Here is a 17,140-nt window from a genome sequence, read left to right on the forward strand (position 1 = left end):
TCATGAGATAATTTTAAAAGCCTCCATAACTGGGGGCTTTTTTGTTTTACGGGGAGATTCGGCCTAGCTTTGTATCCATATGCGAATACTATTTTTTCTTCTTATTTGTTTTTCTGTCAGCGCTCAGGTCCAAAAAGGGCAGGCGTCTTTCTATTCAAATCGATTGAAAGGACATCGGACGAGTAATGGGGAGAAATATAATCCAGCTAAATTCACAGCAGCGCATCGGAAACTACCGTTTAATACCTGGGTGGAGGTGTATATGCCCAAAACAAAGAAGACAACCTTCGTTCGAATCATCGACCGAGGGCCACATAGCCGCAAGCGAATTATTGATGTATCGAGAGCTGCGGCCAAAGATTTGGGATTAATTCCCTACGGTTTTTCAACGGTACACATTAAACCGGTGATCGAGAAGTCTAGGATTGATTCCTTGGATGCTATGGAATCTGCAGAAATTTATGAGTTTGAACCGAAATCCGCCACGTCGGATTCGCTTTCACGAAATCCACAATAAGGGGATTCATTTGTTCTTGCTTCGACCACTCGGGTTGCAAGTATAATTCCGCCGATTCAGGTAGTTTTTCTGCCCATTCTTGTGCCCATGGGATATCAGAAGGGTGATTTACTACGACTTTAAGTTCGTTCGTAAGGGCTAAAATACCCTCATTAGGTGCCTTGAATTTTTTAGGGGAGAAACAGATCCAATCCCAAGTCCCTGTAATGGCCGTTGCTACGCCGGATGTTTCGATATGGGTTCTGAATCCTGCTGTTTGTAAAGCTTCTGTTAGAGGACCTAAATCGTGCATCAAAGGTTCGCCACCTGTAATGACTACTAAACGGCCAGGATTTCCTAAAGCTTCTGCGACTAATGTTTCTACCGTTTTTACTGGATGGGCATCTATCGGCCAAGATTCCTTCACATCGCACCAATGACAACCCACGTCACAACCGCCTAATCGAATGAAATAGGCAGCTTGTCCCTGGTATTTACCTTCCCCTTGCAGGGTATAAAAAGATTCCATTACTGGATAGGTAAATTCGGCTCTTTTTACGGTGGTTTTTATATCTTTGGGGTCGGATTGCATTTGGACTTCAATTGAATCACAAAATTAAGTCTAGAATTGTAATTTAACTAATCGATGAATCCAACAAACGCAAAAAATCGACTATTTCTTGCATTAGGGCTAATGAGCATAGTTTGCTTGTTATCCGCTTGTTGGTCAGCACGTTGCCCTCATAAAACGTGTCGTGTAAAGGTCGAGCATCGCCATGGGGTAAGTTATTATCGCCCTAATGTAGCTCTTTCTTGGATGTGGACACCTCGATATAAGCATATTAGAGCTGAGCAAACTAAAAAGAAACCCAGATGAAGCAAACCATGGTATTTTCTGCGGGCGCTCTGAATCAATTGCCTTTAGACTGGGAGGGAAATCGCCAGCGTATTTTAGCGGCTATTGTTCAAGCTTCTGCTGAAGGCTCCACTCTTTTGTGTTTGCCTGAATTATGTATTTCAGGCTATGGCTGTGAGGATCAATTTCTGGCCCCATTTACAGCAGTAAAATCTTGGGAATCGCTAGAAACGATCGCTTCAGAAGTTTCGGAAATGGTAGCTGTCGTTGGTTTAGCTTTACCTTTTGAAGGAGATTTATATAATGTCTCTGCCATTTTAGCGCAGGGTAAAATACAAGCCTTGATCCCTAAACAATTTTTGGCGGATGATGGCGTCCATTACGAACCGCGTTGGTTTACACCTTGGCCTCGAGGGCGCCGAGCTTCCTACAATGGAATTCCTTTAGGAGATTACCGAATACATTTTGCTGGAATAACTTTAGGTATAGAGATTTGCCAAGATGCTTGGGAAGGGGAGAAACGACCGGCCTATGATTTAGCTCGACGTGGCGTTTCGGTGATTTGTAATCCAACTGCCTCCCATTTTGCGTTTGGTAAAGCTGAAATTAGAAAGTCATTAACCCTAGAAGGTGCTAAAATTATTAATGGTGCCTATCTGTTTGCTAACTTATTAGGTAACGAAGCAGGTCGCATCATCTTTGATGGGGATGCTTATATTGCGCATGAGGGTTCAATTATAGCCCAAACACCTCGTTTTTCTTATCAAGACTTTACGCTCGTATCTCATGAAATGACGATAGATAAAAGAGAAAAGAGTGGAGATGATGTGGTGGCCTTTGAAATTCATATACCCGAAACGCATTCCATAAAAACTTCCGAAGTCCCGGCTTGGGAAAGTTCAGAAACGAAAAAAGAGGAAGAGTTCTCACATGCAGTAGCCTTAGGTTTATTTGATTATTTACGTAAATCTCGCTCGCAAGGATGGGTTTTATCCCTTTCTGGTGGTGCAGATTCTTCTGCCATTGCTTCACTTTGTGCGTTGAGTATTCAGTATGCGACAGCAGAATTAGGCTGGGAAGGTTTGAAGCAAAAGCTGAATTACATTCCTTTGACTACTTCAGATAAGGTGATGTCTCAATTATTAACAACCATTTATCAGGGAACGGTTAATTCCTCCCAAAACACGCGCGATTCTGCCCGTGAATTAGCGGAGTGGATCGGTACGCAACATTATGTGATCGAAATTGATTCGATTGTACAAGGTTACCGTGATTTAATAGAAGGTGCGATAGGGCGACCATTAACCTGGGAACATGACGATATTACCCTTCAAAACGTACAAGCCCGTGTCCGTGCCCCAAGTGCCTGGATGCTCGCTAATATTAAAAATGCCCTATTACTTGCTACCTCGAATCGTTCGGAGGCGAGTGTGGGTTATGCAACAATGGACGGCGATACCTCGGGTTCGATTTCGCCTATTTCGGGGATTGATAAGAGTTTTGTGCGGACTTGGTTGATCTGGTTAGAAGAAAAGGGCTTTAAAGGACTCCATTTAGTGAATAGTTTAGAGCCGAGCGCGGAATTGCGTCCACTTTCCGAAAAGCAGGTGGATGAGGAGGATTTGATGCCCTATCCGATCTTGAATACGATTGAGCGATTAGCATTCTATGAATTACTGTCGCCGCATGACTGTTTAGAAGAGGTCAATAAACGCTATGGAACTATTTTTGCCAAAGAAAAACTAGAAGAATTCGTTCGTCGATTCTTCCGTCTTTGGGCCAGGAATCAGTGGAAAAGAGAGCGCTATGCTCCCGGATTCCATGTGGATGATTATAGTTTAGATCCAAAGAGTTGGTTACGTTTCCCGATTTTATCTGCGGGATTAGAAAAAGATGTATAAACAAAACACGAATAAGTAGATGTTATTAGTAGTGGATGTAGGGAACACGGATATCGTGTTTGGTTTTTACGAAGATAAAACCTGGAAAGCAGTTTTGAGAACGCCTACGCACCAGCCTTGGAGCGCGAATGGGGTGGTGAATTGGATTAAGAAAGAATGGGCTTCGAAAGATTTAGGGGAAACCTTACCTTCTTTGGCCTTAATCTCCTCCGTAGTACCCTCGATTTCACCTCAAATCCAACGTGGATTAGCCTTATGGTTAGGCTATTCGCCGGCTCTTATGCGACCTAAATTATATGAGACCTTAGCTATTCAGGTGATTGTGCCGGATGAAATTGGTTCTGATTTAGTCGCTAATGCGGTGTATGCGCATGAAAATTATAAATCAAATGTGTTGATCGTAGATTTTGGAACGGCCTTAACTTTCACCTTAGTCAATTCGACGGGTAAAATGGAAGGAGTTTCCATCGCTCCAGGATTAAAGACGGCAGTTAAATCTTTATTCTCCCAAACTGCTCAATTGCCCGAAGTACCACTTGAAATGCCCGAATTTAATTTAGGAACAGATACGGTTTCAGCGATTCAGGCGGGAATTTTATGGGGCTATGTGGGGATGGTAAAAGAAATGATCAGCCGGGTAAAAGAAGATAAAAAAGGGGATTTGAAGGTAGTAGCCACAGGTGGTTTATCCTCCATTTTAACCCCATTAGCCTCATATTTCGATGAGGTAAATAAATTAATAACCTTAGAAGGTCTGCGTATCATTGCAGAGCGTTTAAAAGCCTAAGACGATGGTTCCGAAAGAACAAGGATACTTTTTTCCTGCCGAATGGCATCCACACCTAGCTACTTGGATCACTTTTCCGCACAACGATCATTCGTGGCAAGAAGAAAAGCTAGGGCAGATGTATCCAGAATATTTTGCCTTAATTAAGGCGATTTCACAAGGGGAACAGGTGCGAATTAATGTGAATTCATCGGAGTTGAAATTATTCGTTGAAAGTCAACTACCTGTCTATGGTATAGATTCTAGCAAGATTGAGTTTAATGTTCAACCCACCAATGATGCGTGGTGCCGCGATCACGGACCAGCCTTTTTAGTGAAAGAAGGTGCTTCAGATCGCTTAGCTGTAGATTGGGAATACAATGCCTGGGGTGGGAAATATCCCCCTTTTTCGGATGACAATGCTTTGCCAGCAACCATTGCGATGCGCTTATCTCTACCTTCCGTTTCACCAGGTATCATCATGGAAGGTGGATCGGTGGACTTTAATGGGGCTGGGACGGTGTTAACGAGTCGTTCTTGTTTATTGAATAAGAATCGAAATCCACACCTGAGCCAAGATCAGATTGAAACTTATTTAATGAATTACTATGGCGTTTCACAGGTGCTTTGGGTGTCTGATGGAATTGTGGGTGATGATACCGATGGCCATATTGATGATACAGTCCGTTTTGTGAATGCAAATACGGTGATCGCGATGGTTGAACCGAATGTGGAGGATGATAATCATGCGGTTTTAGCGGCTAATTTGGCAGAATTAAAGCAAATGACGCTGCTGGATGGTTTGCCTTTGCGGATTGTCGAGATTCCCATGCCAGATGCGGTGGTCATCGATGGGTTTAGGGCTCCAGGTTCGTATGCGAATTTTTACATCTGTAATGCAGGAGTTCTAGTACCTATTTTTGATTGTCCACAAGATGAAATTGCTTTAGGCATACTAAGTACCTTATTTACGGATCGTCCGGTCATTGGATTGTCTGCTCGGGAGATTATTTGGGGGCAGGGTAGTTTTCATTGTTTGACCCAGCAAGAACCAGCGCCGTGCGTATAATTACTATTCTTTTCTTGATTAGTCTGTTTTCGTTCTCCTGCGCACGGAAGCCATTAACACAAAAGCCTTTGGTTAAGGATTTATCGATTTCAGACAATAAAAACGTTCGGGTTTCTTTAAAATCCTTATCTGTACTTAAGACGCAGGAGATTTTAGGTGATGAGTTGTTATTAGTGGGTGCGGTAGGTATTATCGAGGATAGAAAATTGAAGCCAGTTCAGGTATTTTCCTCATATCTGGGGAAGGTGAAGAGGGGACAGGTCATCCGTTTAGATACAATTAAAGCGCTAGAGTTACGTTTACAATCGGGCCAAAAAGCTAGTTTCCAACTTTCCCTCTTCGAAATCGAAGACTACCAGCCCACGAAAAAATGGGTGAATCGTTTTAATTCGGTGAGTGGGGTATTGGCTTTGCCTTTGGCCTTAACTTCCGCCGAAAATCCAGTAGCCTGGTTTTTATGGGGAATGAAAGCTGGTTCCTTAGGTCTCGATTGGGTCAGTGAGTTAGATATGAAAGACCTACTGGGGGTCTCTGAGACGCAATGGGACTATGAAACTGTTTCACCTTCTTTTCGTAATGGAAAATGGTTAGGTGGTCGAAAATTTATTGATGCTTACGAATACCGGTATCAGATTCAAATTAACGTAGATTAACCGTTAATGTCCGGGATTATTCGTAATTTTGTTAGCTTATTTTTAAGAATGAAGGATTTAAAATTTATTATTGGATTAGTCTTGTGTTTGCCTTTTGCGATTTTTGCGCAGAGTGCATCGCCTATTCAGATTGGTCCTAAAAAGATATCGGCTGAAAGTTTTCTGCAAGTGTACAAACCTCTTGTGGAGTCTGATAGCATCACGAAGGACAATCAAGCCGATTTTTTATCTGATTACATCGATTACCAGCTGAAGATCGTAGCGGCCGAACAGGAAAAGCTAGCAGATCAGCCTGACTTTAAAGAGGAATATGCAAGTTTTAGAAAGGAATTAGCTACACCTTATTTGGTCGATATGCCTACTTTGGATTTGTTAGTAAAGCAGGCCTACCAGCGGATGAAGGAGGAGAAAAAGGTGAGCCAAATCTTGGTGAAATTAGGAGAGAATGCGACCCCAGCCGATACGCTAGTAGCTTTTCAAAAAATGGAGAATATTTTCCAAAAATTAAAAGCAGGAGAAGATTTCGCAGCTCTCGCAACCCGCTTTTCTGAGGATGAAATGTCCGCTGCTAAAGGGGGTGTTTTAGGGTATATCACCTCCTTACAGACAGATTATGATTTTGAAAATGCCATTTATTCTATTGGAATAGGAGAATACTCGAAGCCCTTTAGAACATCTAGCGGTTACCATATCGTTAAAGTGTTAAATCAACGACCTAATTCAGGTAAGATTCGTTTAGCCCATATCATTTTGTCAGCGGCCGTAGATGCGCCCACTGCTTTGCAAGTAGAGGCTAAAAAGAAAATAGAGCAAGTGGAAGCCTATCTTAAGGCGGGGGAAAGTTTTGAATTAGTATGTAAGAATTATTCAGAAGATCCTTATTCAAGAGGGCGTGGTGGAGAGATTAGACGTTGGTATTTTTCTTCTGATTTGAGTGAGGAATTGCAAGATGCCTTGTTTGGATTAGAGCGTTTAGGAGATCTTTCCAAGCCAATTCGAACAAATTTAGGCTGGCAATTATTTAAGCTATTGGATAAAAAACCCCTTTTGACATATGAAGATATGTCAGAGTTTATCAAGCAAAAAGTATTGACAGATGCGGATCGCCAAGGTTTGATCAAACAAGCGTTTATGAAGCGTGTTCGCGTGGAGAATAAAGTAATTGTACAAGAGGCAACTAAGAAGGCTGCATTCGAGCGAATGAATGTGGAAAGAACGGGGTCTGAGCCATTCTTACAAGAGCCTATTTTTTCTGTCTTAGATAAAAAATATACGGTAGGTGATTTTTATTCACACGTTCAGGCTCAGCAAAAGAGACGCATAAAATCGCTCGGTTATTTGCCTGTGGTTTCAGAGCAATCGTATTTAGATGAGTTGATTGAAAAAGAAACATTGAATGCGGAGGAAGCGAATTTAGAAATTAAGTATCCGGCATTTAAAGAGCAAATGGCTGACTTCTTAGAGGGAAGCTTATTTAGTAAAATGACTGATCGAGAAATATTTGAAAAATCGTTGGATTCTCTTTCACAGGCTAAGTTTTATCAAGCAAATCTAGCACAATTTGCCATGCCAGCCCGTTTGGAGGCAAAATTGGTTGTGGCTAATTCACAGAAAACATTGAAGGAGGCTTTGGATTTATTAAAATCGACGCCTTATCCTATGAATAAAAAATTAGGGGACATCTTATTTACTTTAAACGAATCCAAGGTAGAGGAAGCCTCCTCTAAGTTATTAGCTGAGTTATTTGTCACAATGGCGAAGAATGTGGACTATATAGTGGAAGTTTCAGGACACCGAGATGCATCTGAAGCAGACAGTCTTTCGGAAGCCAGAATTAATAAGGTGGTTGCGTATTTAGCCTCGAAAGGAATTTCATCCCACCGCATTATTCAAAAAGACGAAGCGAATTTAAAATCAGCCTCGAAAACAGTGAAGACAAAAAATGCACGCGTTTCCTTCCGATTCTTTTCTTCGAGTATGGACGATGTAGTAAAGCGTTTTAATGCATTGAAACCGGAGAGTTTGGAAGCTAGGGAAGGCTATTTTAAAAAGGGTTCTTCGCCTGTAATAGATGCAATTGAGTGGAAAGTAGGTCCTAAGAATTATGAGGGTGCAGGTAAGTTTGCTTTTGTGGAAGTAAAGAAGGTGGAAGCCGAGCGTTCACGTTCGTTTGAGGAAGCTAGAGGATTAGTGATTCGGGCTTTGCAAGCACGTCTAGAGAAAGATTGGGTGGCTAAATTAAAGCAACAATATCCAGTTGAGATAAACCAGATTGAATTAGAAAAATTACTGAAATAATAGAAATATGAAATTGACTCGTTGGGTTTTAAGTTGGTGTTTGGTTTTAGGGAGTTTGTCTGCATTTGCGCAAGATGAAGCAAATAAAAGTGTACTGGATCGCATTATTGTGAAGGTAGATAATTACTTCATTTTGAAGTCTGAAGTAGAAAATCAATACCAGCAGTATATAACAAGTGGTCAGCCAAATACACCTAATCGCTGTCAAATTCTAGAAGGTATTGTCGTTAACAAATTAATGCTCGCTAAGGCAGAAATTGATTCAGTTATCGTGGACGATAAACGAATTGAAGCAGAATTAACTAGCCGTATGGATCAAATGGAAGGCCAATATGGGTCTGCTAAAAATATCGTAGAGGCTTATGGAAAATCGATTGCTACCTTAAAGGAGGAATTGCGTTCTAGTTTAAAAGAGCAATTGACTGGTCGTAAAATGCAAGATAAAATTACGGATGAAGTTAAGATCACTCCTAAAGAAGTGGCGGCTTTTTTTAATGAGATTCCTCGCGATTCTTTACCTTACTTGCCTGCAGAGGTAGAGATAAGTCACATAATTCGTCTTGCTAAGCCTAATAAGAACCAGAAAGAAGAATTGTATTCGAAGTTGTTAGAATTCCGTCGCCGAGTAGAGAAAGGGGAAAGTTTTGAGGATTTGGCCAAAGTTCATTCAGAGGATTTAGGTTCTGGAAAAGTGGGTGGAGATTTAGGATTTGCGAAACGTGGTGCAATGGTGGCTCCTTTTGAGGCTGCAGCCTTACGATTGAAACCGAATCAAATGTCAGAGGTAGTTGAATCAGAATTCGGATTTCACTTAATACAATTATTGGAAATTAGAGGTCAAGAATACCACGCACGTCATATTTTATTAAGACCTGACTATCAAAAATTAGACTTAACTGATCCTACAAAATTCCTGGATAGCATTCGTGTTTTAGTTCAACGTGATTCTACTACATTCGAACTAGCAGCTAAAGATTTTTCTGAAGATAAGCTTACTCAGGATGCAGGTGGCGTTATGATGGACATGTCCACCGGTGGGAATCGATTAGCCTATGATGGAACCATGGATCCGGCCTTATTCTTTGCTATTGATTCCATGAAGGTAGGTACCATTTCGCCTCCAATTCCCTATCGAACAGATGATGGGCGCTCAGCAGTTAGAATTCTCTTTTTAAAAGCAAAGCATCCGCCTCATTTTGCTAATCTTAAAGATGATTATCAAAAGTTAGCACAAATCACCCTTTCTCGTAAAAAGAACAACGCTATTGAAAAGTGGTTCATGAAGGCAAAAGACGATGTATTTATCTTTATTGATGAAGAATATAAAGATTGTCGGATATTAGAGAGTGTGCAGGAGCAGGAGTAATCGAGAGAGGAGATAATAGCGTAGAGATTATAGAATTTAGATTATAGAGAGTAGATAAGAGAGTATAGATTTAAAGCACAAAGCATAAAGAATAAAGGTGGCATTAAAAAAGGGAGCGAAGCTCCCTTTTTTAATATGTATGGTGAAAAATTCATTTCTGAATTCATCCCCAAAGGGGATTCGAACTTTATTCTTTGTGCTTTATGCTCTATGCTTTACATCTATATACTATGCTCTATAATCTCTACTCTATAATCTAATTATACAGCGACAGGCGCCTTAATCCCCGGATAGGGATCATATCCTTCCAGCGTAAAGTCTTCGTAGTTGAAATCCAAAATATCCTTCACCTCTGGATTGATCTTCATCGTAGGTAATGCGCGTGGAGTTCTAGTTAATTGTAGTTCCACTTGTTCCATATGATTGCTGTAAAGGTGGGTATCGCCACCTGTCCATACAAAATCGCCTAATCCTAGATCACATACTTGTGCGATCATCATCGTCAACAGGGCATAAGAAGCGATGTTGAAAGGTACTCCTAAGAAAACATCTGCGGAGCGTTGGTATAATTGGCATGAAAGTTTTCCGTTTGCCACATAGAACTGAAAGAATGCATGGCAAGGCATTAAAGCCATTTTAGGCAGGTCTGCCACGTTCCAAGCACTTACAATGATGCGACGAGAGTCAGGATTCTTTTTTAATGTTTCAACAGCCTCTTTAATTTGGTCGATCACTACGCCATTTGCGCCTTCCCAGCTTCTCCATTGCTTTCCGTAAACAGGACCCAGGTCGCCATTTTCGTCTGCCCATTCATCCCAAATGCGCACACTGTGTTCGGTTAAATAGCCAATATTTGTTTCGCCTTTCAAGAACCATAATAGTTCGTGAATGATCGACTTTAAGTGTGTTTTCTTGGTAGTCACTAAAGGAAAGCCTTCTTCTAGGTTAAAGCGCATCTGGTAACCAAAAACACTCGTCGTTCCCGTACCTGTACGATCGGATTTGAAGGTGCCGTTTTCCTTAATGTGGGTTAATAAATCTAAGTAAGCTTGCATATTAGGCGTCGAATTTTTCTCCGTTTAAAACTAGGGTATGAGTGATGGTTGAGCTAGGCTCTAATTGAGCGGTGGCGGAACAGTATTTGTCCATCGACATTTGAATCGCTTTTAGGGCTTTTGAGCCGTCTATTTGGCCTTTTAATTCAAATTGGATGTTGATTTGACGGAAGGGTGTTTTCTCCGTTCCTTCGATCTTTTCGCGATCGCCTGAAACACGGATTTGGAAGTCCTCTACGATTTGACGTTGCTTCTTTAAAATAAGGATAACATCAATGGCCGTGCAACCACCCAAGCCCATTAAAAGTAGCTCCATCGGACGTGCGCCCGCATTGTGACCACCAATACCTTCCGCCGCATCGATGTGCACGGGGATGGGAGAGGAGCCTTTGGCCTCAAAATGAAAATCTTGATCTAAGCGATTTAATACTACTTCCATGGCTTATTTTAATAAATTGGATTTAAGTTCTTTGGTCCATAAAACCTCTCCTTTCACGTTGAAAAGGGTAATGGTTAACGTGCGATCCTTCAATGGGCCGGTCACCTCAATTTTAGAGAAGGCTCTTTCCTGTACCAATGTTCCAGGAACTAAGGTCTCGTTATAATCTAGCTTTACCGCATCGGCCTTACCAGCCGTCATCGGAGAAACCGTCAAGTCATAAAGTGGGTAGGTGCCTTCGCGCTCTAATTTGTTCAAATCAGAGATATGACGATCGCCTGTGAAAAAGAGGACACCCGGGATTTTTCTGTTCTTTAATTCTTTCAATAAATAGGTTCTCTCCGCCTCATAATTCGCCATGTTTTCGAATACTTTGGCAGGGCTAACGACCTGACCTCCGTTGACGATTATTTTGAAACTAGCTCTAGATGTGGACAATTGATCTAATAACCAAGTCATTTGTTTAGTACCCCAATAGTCCTTATTCGGATCATTTAACTCGTTTGGTGCCTTATTCCACCGGTCATCCATCAAGAAGAACTCCACATCGGCCCATTGGAATTTTCCGGTAATACCTTCGTTTGGAAAGGCAAAATTCGGATTTCCCCAATACATTTTGAACATCTCTAAGGACGTGTATTTCATCGTAAAAGAGCGGTCTGCATCATTTGGGCCATAATCATGATCATCCCAAATGGCGTATTGGTGCACACTTCCGAGTAGGGGTTGAATGGATTTAACCGCACGTGCATGATCATTTCGATGGATCATCCCCGTTCTGGTATAATCGGGTTCGCGGTAATAGAAATTATCTCCGCCCCACAACATAAAATCAGCTTTCTTTGCGTACATCGATGCATAAACCTCATCTGCGCCACCATAAGGACGTCCAGGGCGATCCGTTGCTTCTTCATTTACATAGTTACACGTTCCGAAAAGGAAAGAAAAAGCAGGAGGATCTTTGCGGTATTGCCAAAGTTCCTGCGTTTGGAATTCTAGCGGATAATCAATGGCTATTTTTTTGCCATTCACCAGTACCTCGTATTCGTATTTCTTGCCCATTGTTACCTCATCAGCGATGATGCGTGCGATGTAGGCGTTTGATTTTTCTGTAGATACAGGATCCGTCTTATGAATCGTTTTATCCCCTTTTTCCCAGTAATTTATACTCACATTAGCTGGTTTTTCGGTTTGAAGCCAAATCAATACTTCCTTCATTTCAGAATAGCCTAACATCGGACCACTCTTGATTTGTGCACTCACAAATAGCGGTGCAAGGAGGAATAAGGCGATTAATATTCTTTTCATATTCGTTAGATTAGTATCTTTGTGGCTTACAAATTTCGCTATGGCATATTATTCAATTCAGAACATTCCTTTAACAGATTTGGCCAAAGAATTTGGTACACCACTCTATGTATACGATGCCGACAAAATTAGGGAAAAAATCTCGGTTTTGAGAGGTGCTTTTGAAGGAATTGATTTGACTATAAAATATGCCGCGAAGGCGAACACGAATTTGTCCATTTTACGATTAATGCGCGAGAATGGGGTCGATATGGATGTGGTATCACCACAGGAATTAGAGTTAGGTTTGATCGCCGGATACGAAGGATCCAACATAACATTTACGCCATCAGGAGTCCATTTTTCTGAGATTGAATATGCGGTTTCCAAAGGGTCAATCGTCAACCTCGATAATTTATCAGTCTTGGAAAAATTTGGCCAAACCTACGGTTCCTCCCAGCCTTGTATGATTCGCATTAAACCTCACGTTTTTGGAGGTGGAAATGAAAAAATTATGACGGCTCACCCGGAATCGAAGTTTGGTATTTCGATCCACCAAAAAGAAGAGATTTTAGCCCTATTTGAAAAATATAAAATCAATGTGATTGGTTTACACCAGCACACTGGTTCTGATATCAAGGACGGAAAGACCTTCGAGCAGGCTGCATCAGCCCTTTTTGACTTTGCCTATGACTTCAAGGATTTGCAAATCATCGATCTTGGTGGCGGATTCAAGGTTCCCTATTCTCCAGAAGATCCAGGAGTAAACATGAAAGAAGTAGGCCAAATCATGAGCAACGCTTTTCGTGCTTTCTGCCTAAAATACGGCCGCGAACTACGTCTTTGGGTTGAACCTGGTAAGTTTTTAGTGAGTGAATCAGGTACTTTCTTAACAGAAACCAATGTAGTAAAACGCGATCCCGTAAAAACATTTGTGGGGATAAATTCTGGCTTGAATCATTTAATTCGCCCCATGATGTATGGTTCTTACCACTACATTTTCAATGCCTCGAATCAAGATTCTTCGAAGCAAGAACAATATCGGGTGACGGGTTATATCTGTGAAACTGATACCTTCTCATTTGACTTGAAAGGGAAAGAAAATGAACGCCTTTTAAATGAAGTGAAAGAAGGCGATATCATTGCCTTAGCTAATGCTGGAGCCTATGGCTTTACGATGGCTTCGCATTATAATTCCCGTTTCTTGCCAGCAGAAGTGTTAGTGGATGAGGGAGTTGCGCGAGTGATTCGGAGAAGAGAGAGGCTGGAGGATATACTACGCAATCAAGAGTAGAGATAAGAGAGTAGAGATAAGAGAGTAGAGAGTATAGATGTAAAGCATAAAGTTGGTATCAAAAAAGGGGCTATTGCCCCTTTTTTGATGGATATGGTGTCAGTGGACAGTGGTCAGTCCGGAGGGAATGAGTCAGTAGGAATGGTGTAACAAGATCGATATTTACTTTTTTTCCAAAGATTTAATGTAGGCTGATGGGGTTATGCCCGTTTGTTCCTTGAAGGCATCGATGAATTTCGATCTCGAGGCAAATCCTGCATTGGATGAAATGGCTTCAATGGTGATTTTTTTGGAATCACCTGATTTAATCATTTCAATAGCGTAGTCTATACGCAATTTCTTTTTCCAATCGCTAAATGACATACCTAAGTGCGTATTAAAATAGAGAGAAAGCGTCCTTTCCGGGATTTTTAAATCAAAAGCTGTCTGAGCGATGGAGAATTCCTTTTTTGTGAAAGGACGACTGATTAGGTAGCTGGCTAATTCCTCATCAATCTCAAAATTAATTTCTACGGGTTTTCTTTTCTTAGGGAGATTTGACCTGATGTCACTGAATAAACTGCCATTTAATGTGTCTGGGATGAAGGAGACGTTTCCATAGAGAATTTTGGGAAACAAAAACAGGCATAAATTCTGTAGAAAAAATCCACCACCTGCCACTGTTAAGTAATGGTTCTTCGAGGTGAAAATTTTCGTGTAGGCCTCGCTTTCAAAATCAAAATAGATACCCACAACATGCAAAATATGTAAAACACTATTGCTCGAAATGATAAACTGAATGGCACACAGTAAGTATATCCACCTTTTTAGGATGGCATGATTCGTGGATAATTGACCAAAATTCACCTTCGTTTTTTTCGAATAAACGGTAAAATAGATCAAGGATAGAAGGCAATAAGCGATTAAATGCAGGGACCTGGAAATGAGAATAAATTCAAATGAAACAAATTGAAAATCAAGGGAATATTTCAGCGTTACATTAACTATTTCATGTGCAATTCTTGATTTTTCCTCAAATGGAAGTGTCGTAAATGGCAGACAATTAATCACAATAAATGCTGCTGGGATCAGATGCAGATAGTCTACTTTTTCTAATTTATGATTATTAGTCACCATTGTTTTGACATAAAAAAACAAAAAAGGACCTAATAGGAAGGAAAGCGGAAGCCAGTGAACGAAGCAAATGCCTTCCCAAAATGGATCAACCGTATAATGCAGTCCATAATATACGAGGACAATTAGATTGCAGCACAAGAAAAAAAGTGCTAAGAATGCATTTGATCTATTGAGTGAACTTAAGTAATAGATCAGAATAAACGATGTGAAAATTCCAAATAAAGGGAATGTTATACCCATAAATTTTATGATAAATAGTGGACAGTAATCAGTAACTATTAGGCAGTGGGCAGTGGACAGTTGTCAGTGGGCAGTGGACAGCAATCACTAATCAGTTCGGTGTCTCTACTCTCTACTCTCTACTCTCTACTCTCTACTCTATACTCTCTAATCTTTACTCTAAATTCTACTGCCCACTGACTACTGCCCACTGTCTATTGTTTGAGGGGCGGAATCATTTGACCTTTCAACGATTCAGACCCCGAAAACCTAATACATAACCCACGTATCTTTCGACCCACCCCCTTGAGACGAATTAACTACAAGCGAATCTTTTCTCAAAGCTACACGGGTTAACCCCCCGGGCATTACATTCACTCCATCGCCATACAGAATATATGGTCTGAGATCCACGTGGCGACCTTCTGCATGATCTTCGATCAAACAAGGAACACGTGATAAAGAGATGGTAGGTTGCGCGATATAATTTCTCGGATTGTTTAGGATTAAAGCTTTGAATTTTTCTTGTTCTTCTTTGGTAGATTTTGGCCCAATTAACATACCATAACCACCTGCCTCATTTGCTTCTTTTACCACTAATTTCTCAATGTTTGCTAACACATAGTTGCGGTCCTCTTCCTCAGAACAAATGTAGGTCTTCACATTTTGAATGATGGGTTCTTCGTTTAGATAGTATTTAATGATTCGAGGAACGTAGGCATAAATTACTTTATCGTCGGCTACACCGGTACCCGGAGCATTTGCAATGGCGACTTTGCCATTTTTATACACTTCGAAAATGCCTGGGATTCCAATCATCGAGTCCGGGTTGAAGGCCTTTGGATCTAAAAATGTATCATCTATGCGGCGGTATATGACGTCGACAATTTGGAAGCCTTTAGTGGTGCGCATTTTTACATAACCTTCGTGAACGACTAAATCACGTGAATCAACCAATTCTACACCCATTTGTTGGGCGAGGTAGGAGTGCTCAAAATACGCTGAATTATAAATACCTGGCGTTAATACCACCACCGTAGGATCTGGACGGTCACTGATGAACCGTAGCATTTCTAATAACTTATTCGGGTAATCAGAAATGGATCTGATTTGTGATTTTGCGACTACCTCTGGAAAGGTTTGTTTAAGTAATTCCCTGTTTTCCATCATGTACGAAACACCGGATGGGCAGCGCAGGTTGTCTTCCAAAATCATATATTCTCCATCAGCTCCTCTAATTAAATCGGTGCCAGTAATATGGATATAGATGTTTTTAGGTGGTTTAATGCCAATGCATGCTTTTAAAAAGTCTTTAGAAGAGTGTATGACCTCGGCTGGAATGATTCCGTCTTTGATGATTTTTTGGTCTGAGTAAATATCATTCAAAAACAAATTTAAGGCGGTGATTCGCTGTATTAATCCTTTTTCAATTTTTTCCCATTCTTTTGCTTCCACAATACGTGGGATGATATCCACGGGCATGATACGTTCTGTTCCTTCATTTTCTTCTGAGTATACATTAAACGTGATGCCCATGGCCATTAAGGCTCTTTCTGCCGACTGTTGTCGGCGTAAGAATTCTTCTTTAGAGAGTTGTTCGACACGTTCTTTAAAATGTTCATAACCAGCGCGGACACCCCCGTTCTCATCGAACATTTCATCGAAAAAACCTTCTGTATTGTAGTTGCTAAAGGAGAAATTCATAATGTTATACGTTAAAATGCTTGATTTGGTTTTAATTTAGAATTTTATTCTTGTTTTGATTTTCCAAATCATTGATAATTTTTAAAATTTCCAATAATAGCCTCTTAATTATTGGAAATTTACCATTTTTTGTGGGAAATTGAGGTCTTATGGCGAACTCAGAATTTTATTTCTCTAGTCCGATTGGAATTTTACGCGTGGAATTAGCCGATGCTGGTTTGCGCTCTTGTTATTTTGTAGAGCAAGAAGAGGTAGAAATTCTACATCATCCTATTGAAATTCAGCAGATTAAAGGATATTTACAATCCTATTTTGATACGGGTATACTACAAAATTATCGGATTGATCCGTCTGTCGGAACATCCTTTCAACAAAAAGTGTGGTCTGCTTTAACAGAAATTCCGACTGGTTCCACTGCAACCTATGCTGAAATTGCCAAGCGCATAGATATACCGAAAGGAGCCCAGGCAGTAGGTACTGCCAATGGTCAGAATCCGATTTTACTCTTCCATCCTTGCCACCGCGTCATCGGTTCCACAGGTAAACTTGTGGGATACAGTGGCGGATTGTGGCGGAAGGAATGGTTATTAGCGAAGGAGGGAGCCACTTTATTTTAGTTTA

General features: G+C 40.8%; 15 protein-coding genes. 9 read left to right on the forward strand and 6 right to left on the reverse strand.

Annotated elements, in window-relative coordinates:
• The first annotated feature begins 79 nt into the window (after positions 1 to 79).
• Positions 80 to 517 (forward strand): septal ring lytic transglycosylase RlpA family protein, encoded by a 438-nt coding sequence (locus ACRZ9O_RS00465; RefSeq protein ID WP_459455302.1) that lies wholly within the window; start codon positions 80 to 82, stop codon positions 515 to 517.
• Here ACRZ9O_RS00465 and ACRZ9O_RS00470 read toward each other — a convergent pair.
• Positions 441 to 1,088: a 7-carboxy-7-deazaguanine synthase QueE gene (locus ACRZ9O_RS00470; RefSeq protein ID WP_459455304.1), complete on the reverse strand. Its 648-nt coding sequence runs from the start codon at positions 1,086 to 1,088 to the stop codon at positions 441 to 443. The genes ACRZ9O_RS00465 and ACRZ9O_RS00470 overlap by 77 nt on opposite strands.
• Positions 1,089 to 1,369: 281 nt before the next feature.
• Here ACRZ9O_RS00470 and nadE point away from each other — a divergent pair, with 281 nt between their 5' ends.
• From nadE to ACRZ9O_RS00500, 6 genes are read left to right on the forward strand one after another with little or no spacing between them, the layout of a single operon-like run.
• Complete coding sequence (nadE, locus tag ACRZ9O_RS00475) at positions 1,370 to 3,253, forward strand: NAD(+) synthase (RefSeq protein ID WP_459455306.1); 1,884 nt, start codon at positions 1,370 to 1,372, stop codon at positions 3,251 to 3,253.
• A 19-nt stretch (positions 3,254 to 3,272) separates the two neighbouring features.
• A complete protein-coding gene (locus tag ACRZ9O_RS00480; RefSeq protein ID WP_459455308.1) occupies positions 3,273 to 4,040 on the forward strand; it encodes a type III pantothenate kinase in 768 nt (255 codons plus the stop codon).
• Between the two features lie 4 nt (positions 4,041 to 4,044).
• Entirely contained in the window at positions 4,045 to 5,088 is a 1,044-nt protein-coding gene (locus tag ACRZ9O_RS00485; RefSeq protein ID WP_459455310.1) for an agmatine deiminase family protein, read from the forward strand.
• Positions 5,079 to 5,741 (forward strand): hypothetical protein, encoded by a 663-nt coding sequence (locus ACRZ9O_RS00490; protein ID WP_459455312.1) that lies wholly within the window; start codon positions 5,079 to 5,081, stop codon positions 5,739 to 5,741. The genes ACRZ9O_RS00485 and ACRZ9O_RS00490 overlap by 10 nt, the downstream gene beginning before the upstream one ends.
• Before the next feature lie 48 nt (positions 5,742 to 5,789).
• Positions 5,790 to 8,039 carry a peptidylprolyl isomerase gene (locus tag ACRZ9O_RS00495; RefSeq protein ID WP_459455314.1) on the forward strand — a complete coding sequence of 750 codons (2,250 nt, stop codon included), beginning with the start codon at positions 5,790 to 5,792 and terminating at the stop codon, positions 8,037 to 8,039.
• A 7-nt stretch (positions 8,040 to 8,046) separates the two neighbouring features.
• Entirely contained in the window at positions 8,047 to 9,405 is a 1,359-nt protein-coding gene (locus ACRZ9O_RS00500; RefSeq protein WP_459455316.1) for a peptidylprolyl isomerase, read from the forward strand.
• Between the two features lie 260 nt (positions 9,406 to 9,665).
• Here the strand turns inward: ACRZ9O_RS00500 and ACRZ9O_RS00505 are convergent, their stop codons facing one another.
• The 3 genes from ACRZ9O_RS00505 to ACRZ9O_RS00515 are packed head-to-tail and all read right to left on the reverse strand — an operon-like array spanning position 9,666 to position 12,207.
• Positions 9,666 to 10,460 carry a thymidylate synthase gene (locus tag ACRZ9O_RS00505; RefSeq protein WP_459455318.1) on the reverse strand — a complete coding sequence of 265 codons (795 nt, stop codon included), beginning with the start codon at positions 10,458 to 10,460 and terminating at the stop codon, positions 9,666 to 9,668.
• 1 nt (position 10,461) lies between these two features.
• Positions 10,462 to 10,899, reverse strand: coding sequence for an OsmC family protein (locus ACRZ9O_RS00510; RefSeq protein WP_223130884.1), 438 nt, complete (start codon positions 10,897 to 10,899; stop codon positions 10,462 to 10,464).
• A 3-nt stretch (positions 10,900 to 10,902) separates the two neighbouring features.
• Positions 10,903 to 12,207 carry an alkaline phosphatase D family protein gene (locus ACRZ9O_RS00515; RefSeq protein WP_459455321.1) on the reverse strand — a complete coding sequence of 435 codons (1,305 nt, stop codon included), beginning with the start codon at positions 12,205 to 12,207 and terminating at the stop codon, positions 10,903 to 10,905.
• 40 nt (positions 12,208 to 12,247) lie between these two features.
• Here ACRZ9O_RS00515 and lysA point away from each other — a divergent pair, with 40 nt between their 5' ends.
• The gene (gene lysA / locus ACRZ9O_RS00520) at positions 12,248 to 13,480 is read left to right on the forward strand and encodes a diaminopimelate decarboxylase (RefSeq protein ID WP_459455323.1); all 1,233 of its coding nucleotides are present in this window, start codon (positions 12,248 to 12,250) and stop codon (positions 13,478 to 13,480) included.
• Between the two features lie 162 nt (positions 13,481 to 13,642).
• On the opposite strand, the gene ACRZ9O_RS00525 is transcribed toward lysA, so the two are convergent.
• Together ACRZ9O_RS00525 and ACRZ9O_RS00530 are read right to left on the reverse strand one after the other, a co-directional pair.
• Complete coding sequence (locus tag ACRZ9O_RS00525; protein ID WP_459455325.1) at positions 13,643 to 14,596, reverse strand: helix-turn-helix domain-containing protein; 954 nt, start codon at positions 14,594 to 14,596, stop codon at positions 13,643 to 13,645.
• Positions 14,597 to 15,085: 489 nt separating this feature from the next.
• Positions 15,086 to 16,519 (reverse strand): circularly permuted type 2 ATP-grasp protein, encoded by a 1,434-nt coding sequence (locus tag ACRZ9O_RS00530; RefSeq protein ID WP_459455327.1) that lies wholly within the window; start codon positions 16,517 to 16,519, stop codon positions 15,086 to 15,088.
• Positions 16,520 to 16,668: 149 nt separating this feature from the next.
• Between ACRZ9O_RS00530 and ACRZ9O_RS00535 the strand changes: the two genes are divergently transcribed.
• Positions 16,669 to 17,136 carry a methylated-DNA--[protein]-cysteine S-methyltransferase gene (locus ACRZ9O_RS00535; protein WP_459455329.1) on the forward strand — a complete coding sequence of 156 codons (468 nt, stop codon included), beginning with the start codon at positions 16,669 to 16,671 and terminating at the stop codon, positions 17,134 to 17,136.
• Positions 17,137 to 17,140 lie beyond the last annotated feature (4 nt).

It is taken from the genome of Aquirufa sp. HETE-40SA (genome assembly GCF_054558635.1).

Bases quoted from the DNA above. Each gene is read 5' to 3' on its own strand.
- lysA (WP_459455323.1), top strand. From the start codon at position 12,248: ATGGCATATTATTCAATTCAGAACATTCCTTTAACAGATTTGGCCAAA.
- ACRZ9O_RS00500 (WP_459455316.1), top strand. From the start codon at position 8,047: ATGAAATTGACTCGTTGGGTTTTAAGTTGGTGTTTGGTTTTAGGGAGT.
- ACRZ9O_RS00480 (WP_459455308.1), top strand. From the start codon at position 3,273: ATGTTATTAGTAGTGGATGTAGGGAACACGGATATCGTGTTTGGTTTT.
- ACRZ9O_RS00510 (WP_223130884.1), bottom strand. From the start codon at position 10,899: ATGGAAGTAGTATTAAATCGCTTAGATCAAGATTTTCATTTTGAGGCC.
- ACRZ9O_RS00530 (WP_459455327.1), bottom strand. From the start codon at position 16,519: ATGAATTTCTCCTTTAGCAACTACAATACAGAAGGTTTTTTCGATGAA.
- ACRZ9O_RS00505 (WP_459455318.1), bottom strand. From the start codon at position 10,460: ATGCAAGCTTACTTAGATTTATTAACCCACATTAAGGAAAACGGCACC.
- ACRZ9O_RS00525 (WP_459455325.1), bottom strand. From the start codon at position 14,596: ATGGTGACTAATAATCATAAATTAGAAAAAGTAGACTATCTGCATCTG.
- nadE (WP_459455306.1), top strand. From the start codon at position 1,370: ATGAAGCAAACCATGGTATTTTCTGCGGGCGCTCTGAATCAATTGCCT.
- ACRZ9O_RS00535 (WP_459455329.1), top strand. From the start codon at position 16,669: ATGGCGAACTCAGAATTTTATTTCTCTAGTCCGATTGGAATTTTACGC.
- ACRZ9O_RS00495 (WP_459455314.1), top strand. From the start codon at position 5,790: ATGAAGGATTTAAAATTTATTATTGGATTAGTCTTGTGTTTGCCTTTT.
- ACRZ9O_RS00515 (WP_459455321.1), bottom strand. From the start codon at position 12,207: ATGAAAAGAATATTAATCGCCTTATTCCTCCTTGCACCGCTATTTGTG.
- ACRZ9O_RS00485 (WP_459455310.1), top strand. From the start codon at position 4,045: ATGGTTCCGAAAGAACAAGGATACTTTTTTCCTGCCGAATGGCATCCA.
- ACRZ9O_RS00470 (WP_459455304.1), bottom strand. From the start codon at position 1,088: ATGCAATCCGACCCCAAAGATATAAAAACCACCGTAAAAAGAGCCGAA.
- ACRZ9O_RS00465 (WP_459455302.1), top strand. From the start codon at position 80: ATGCGAATACTATTTTTTCTTCTTATTTGTTTTTCTGTCAGCGCTCAG.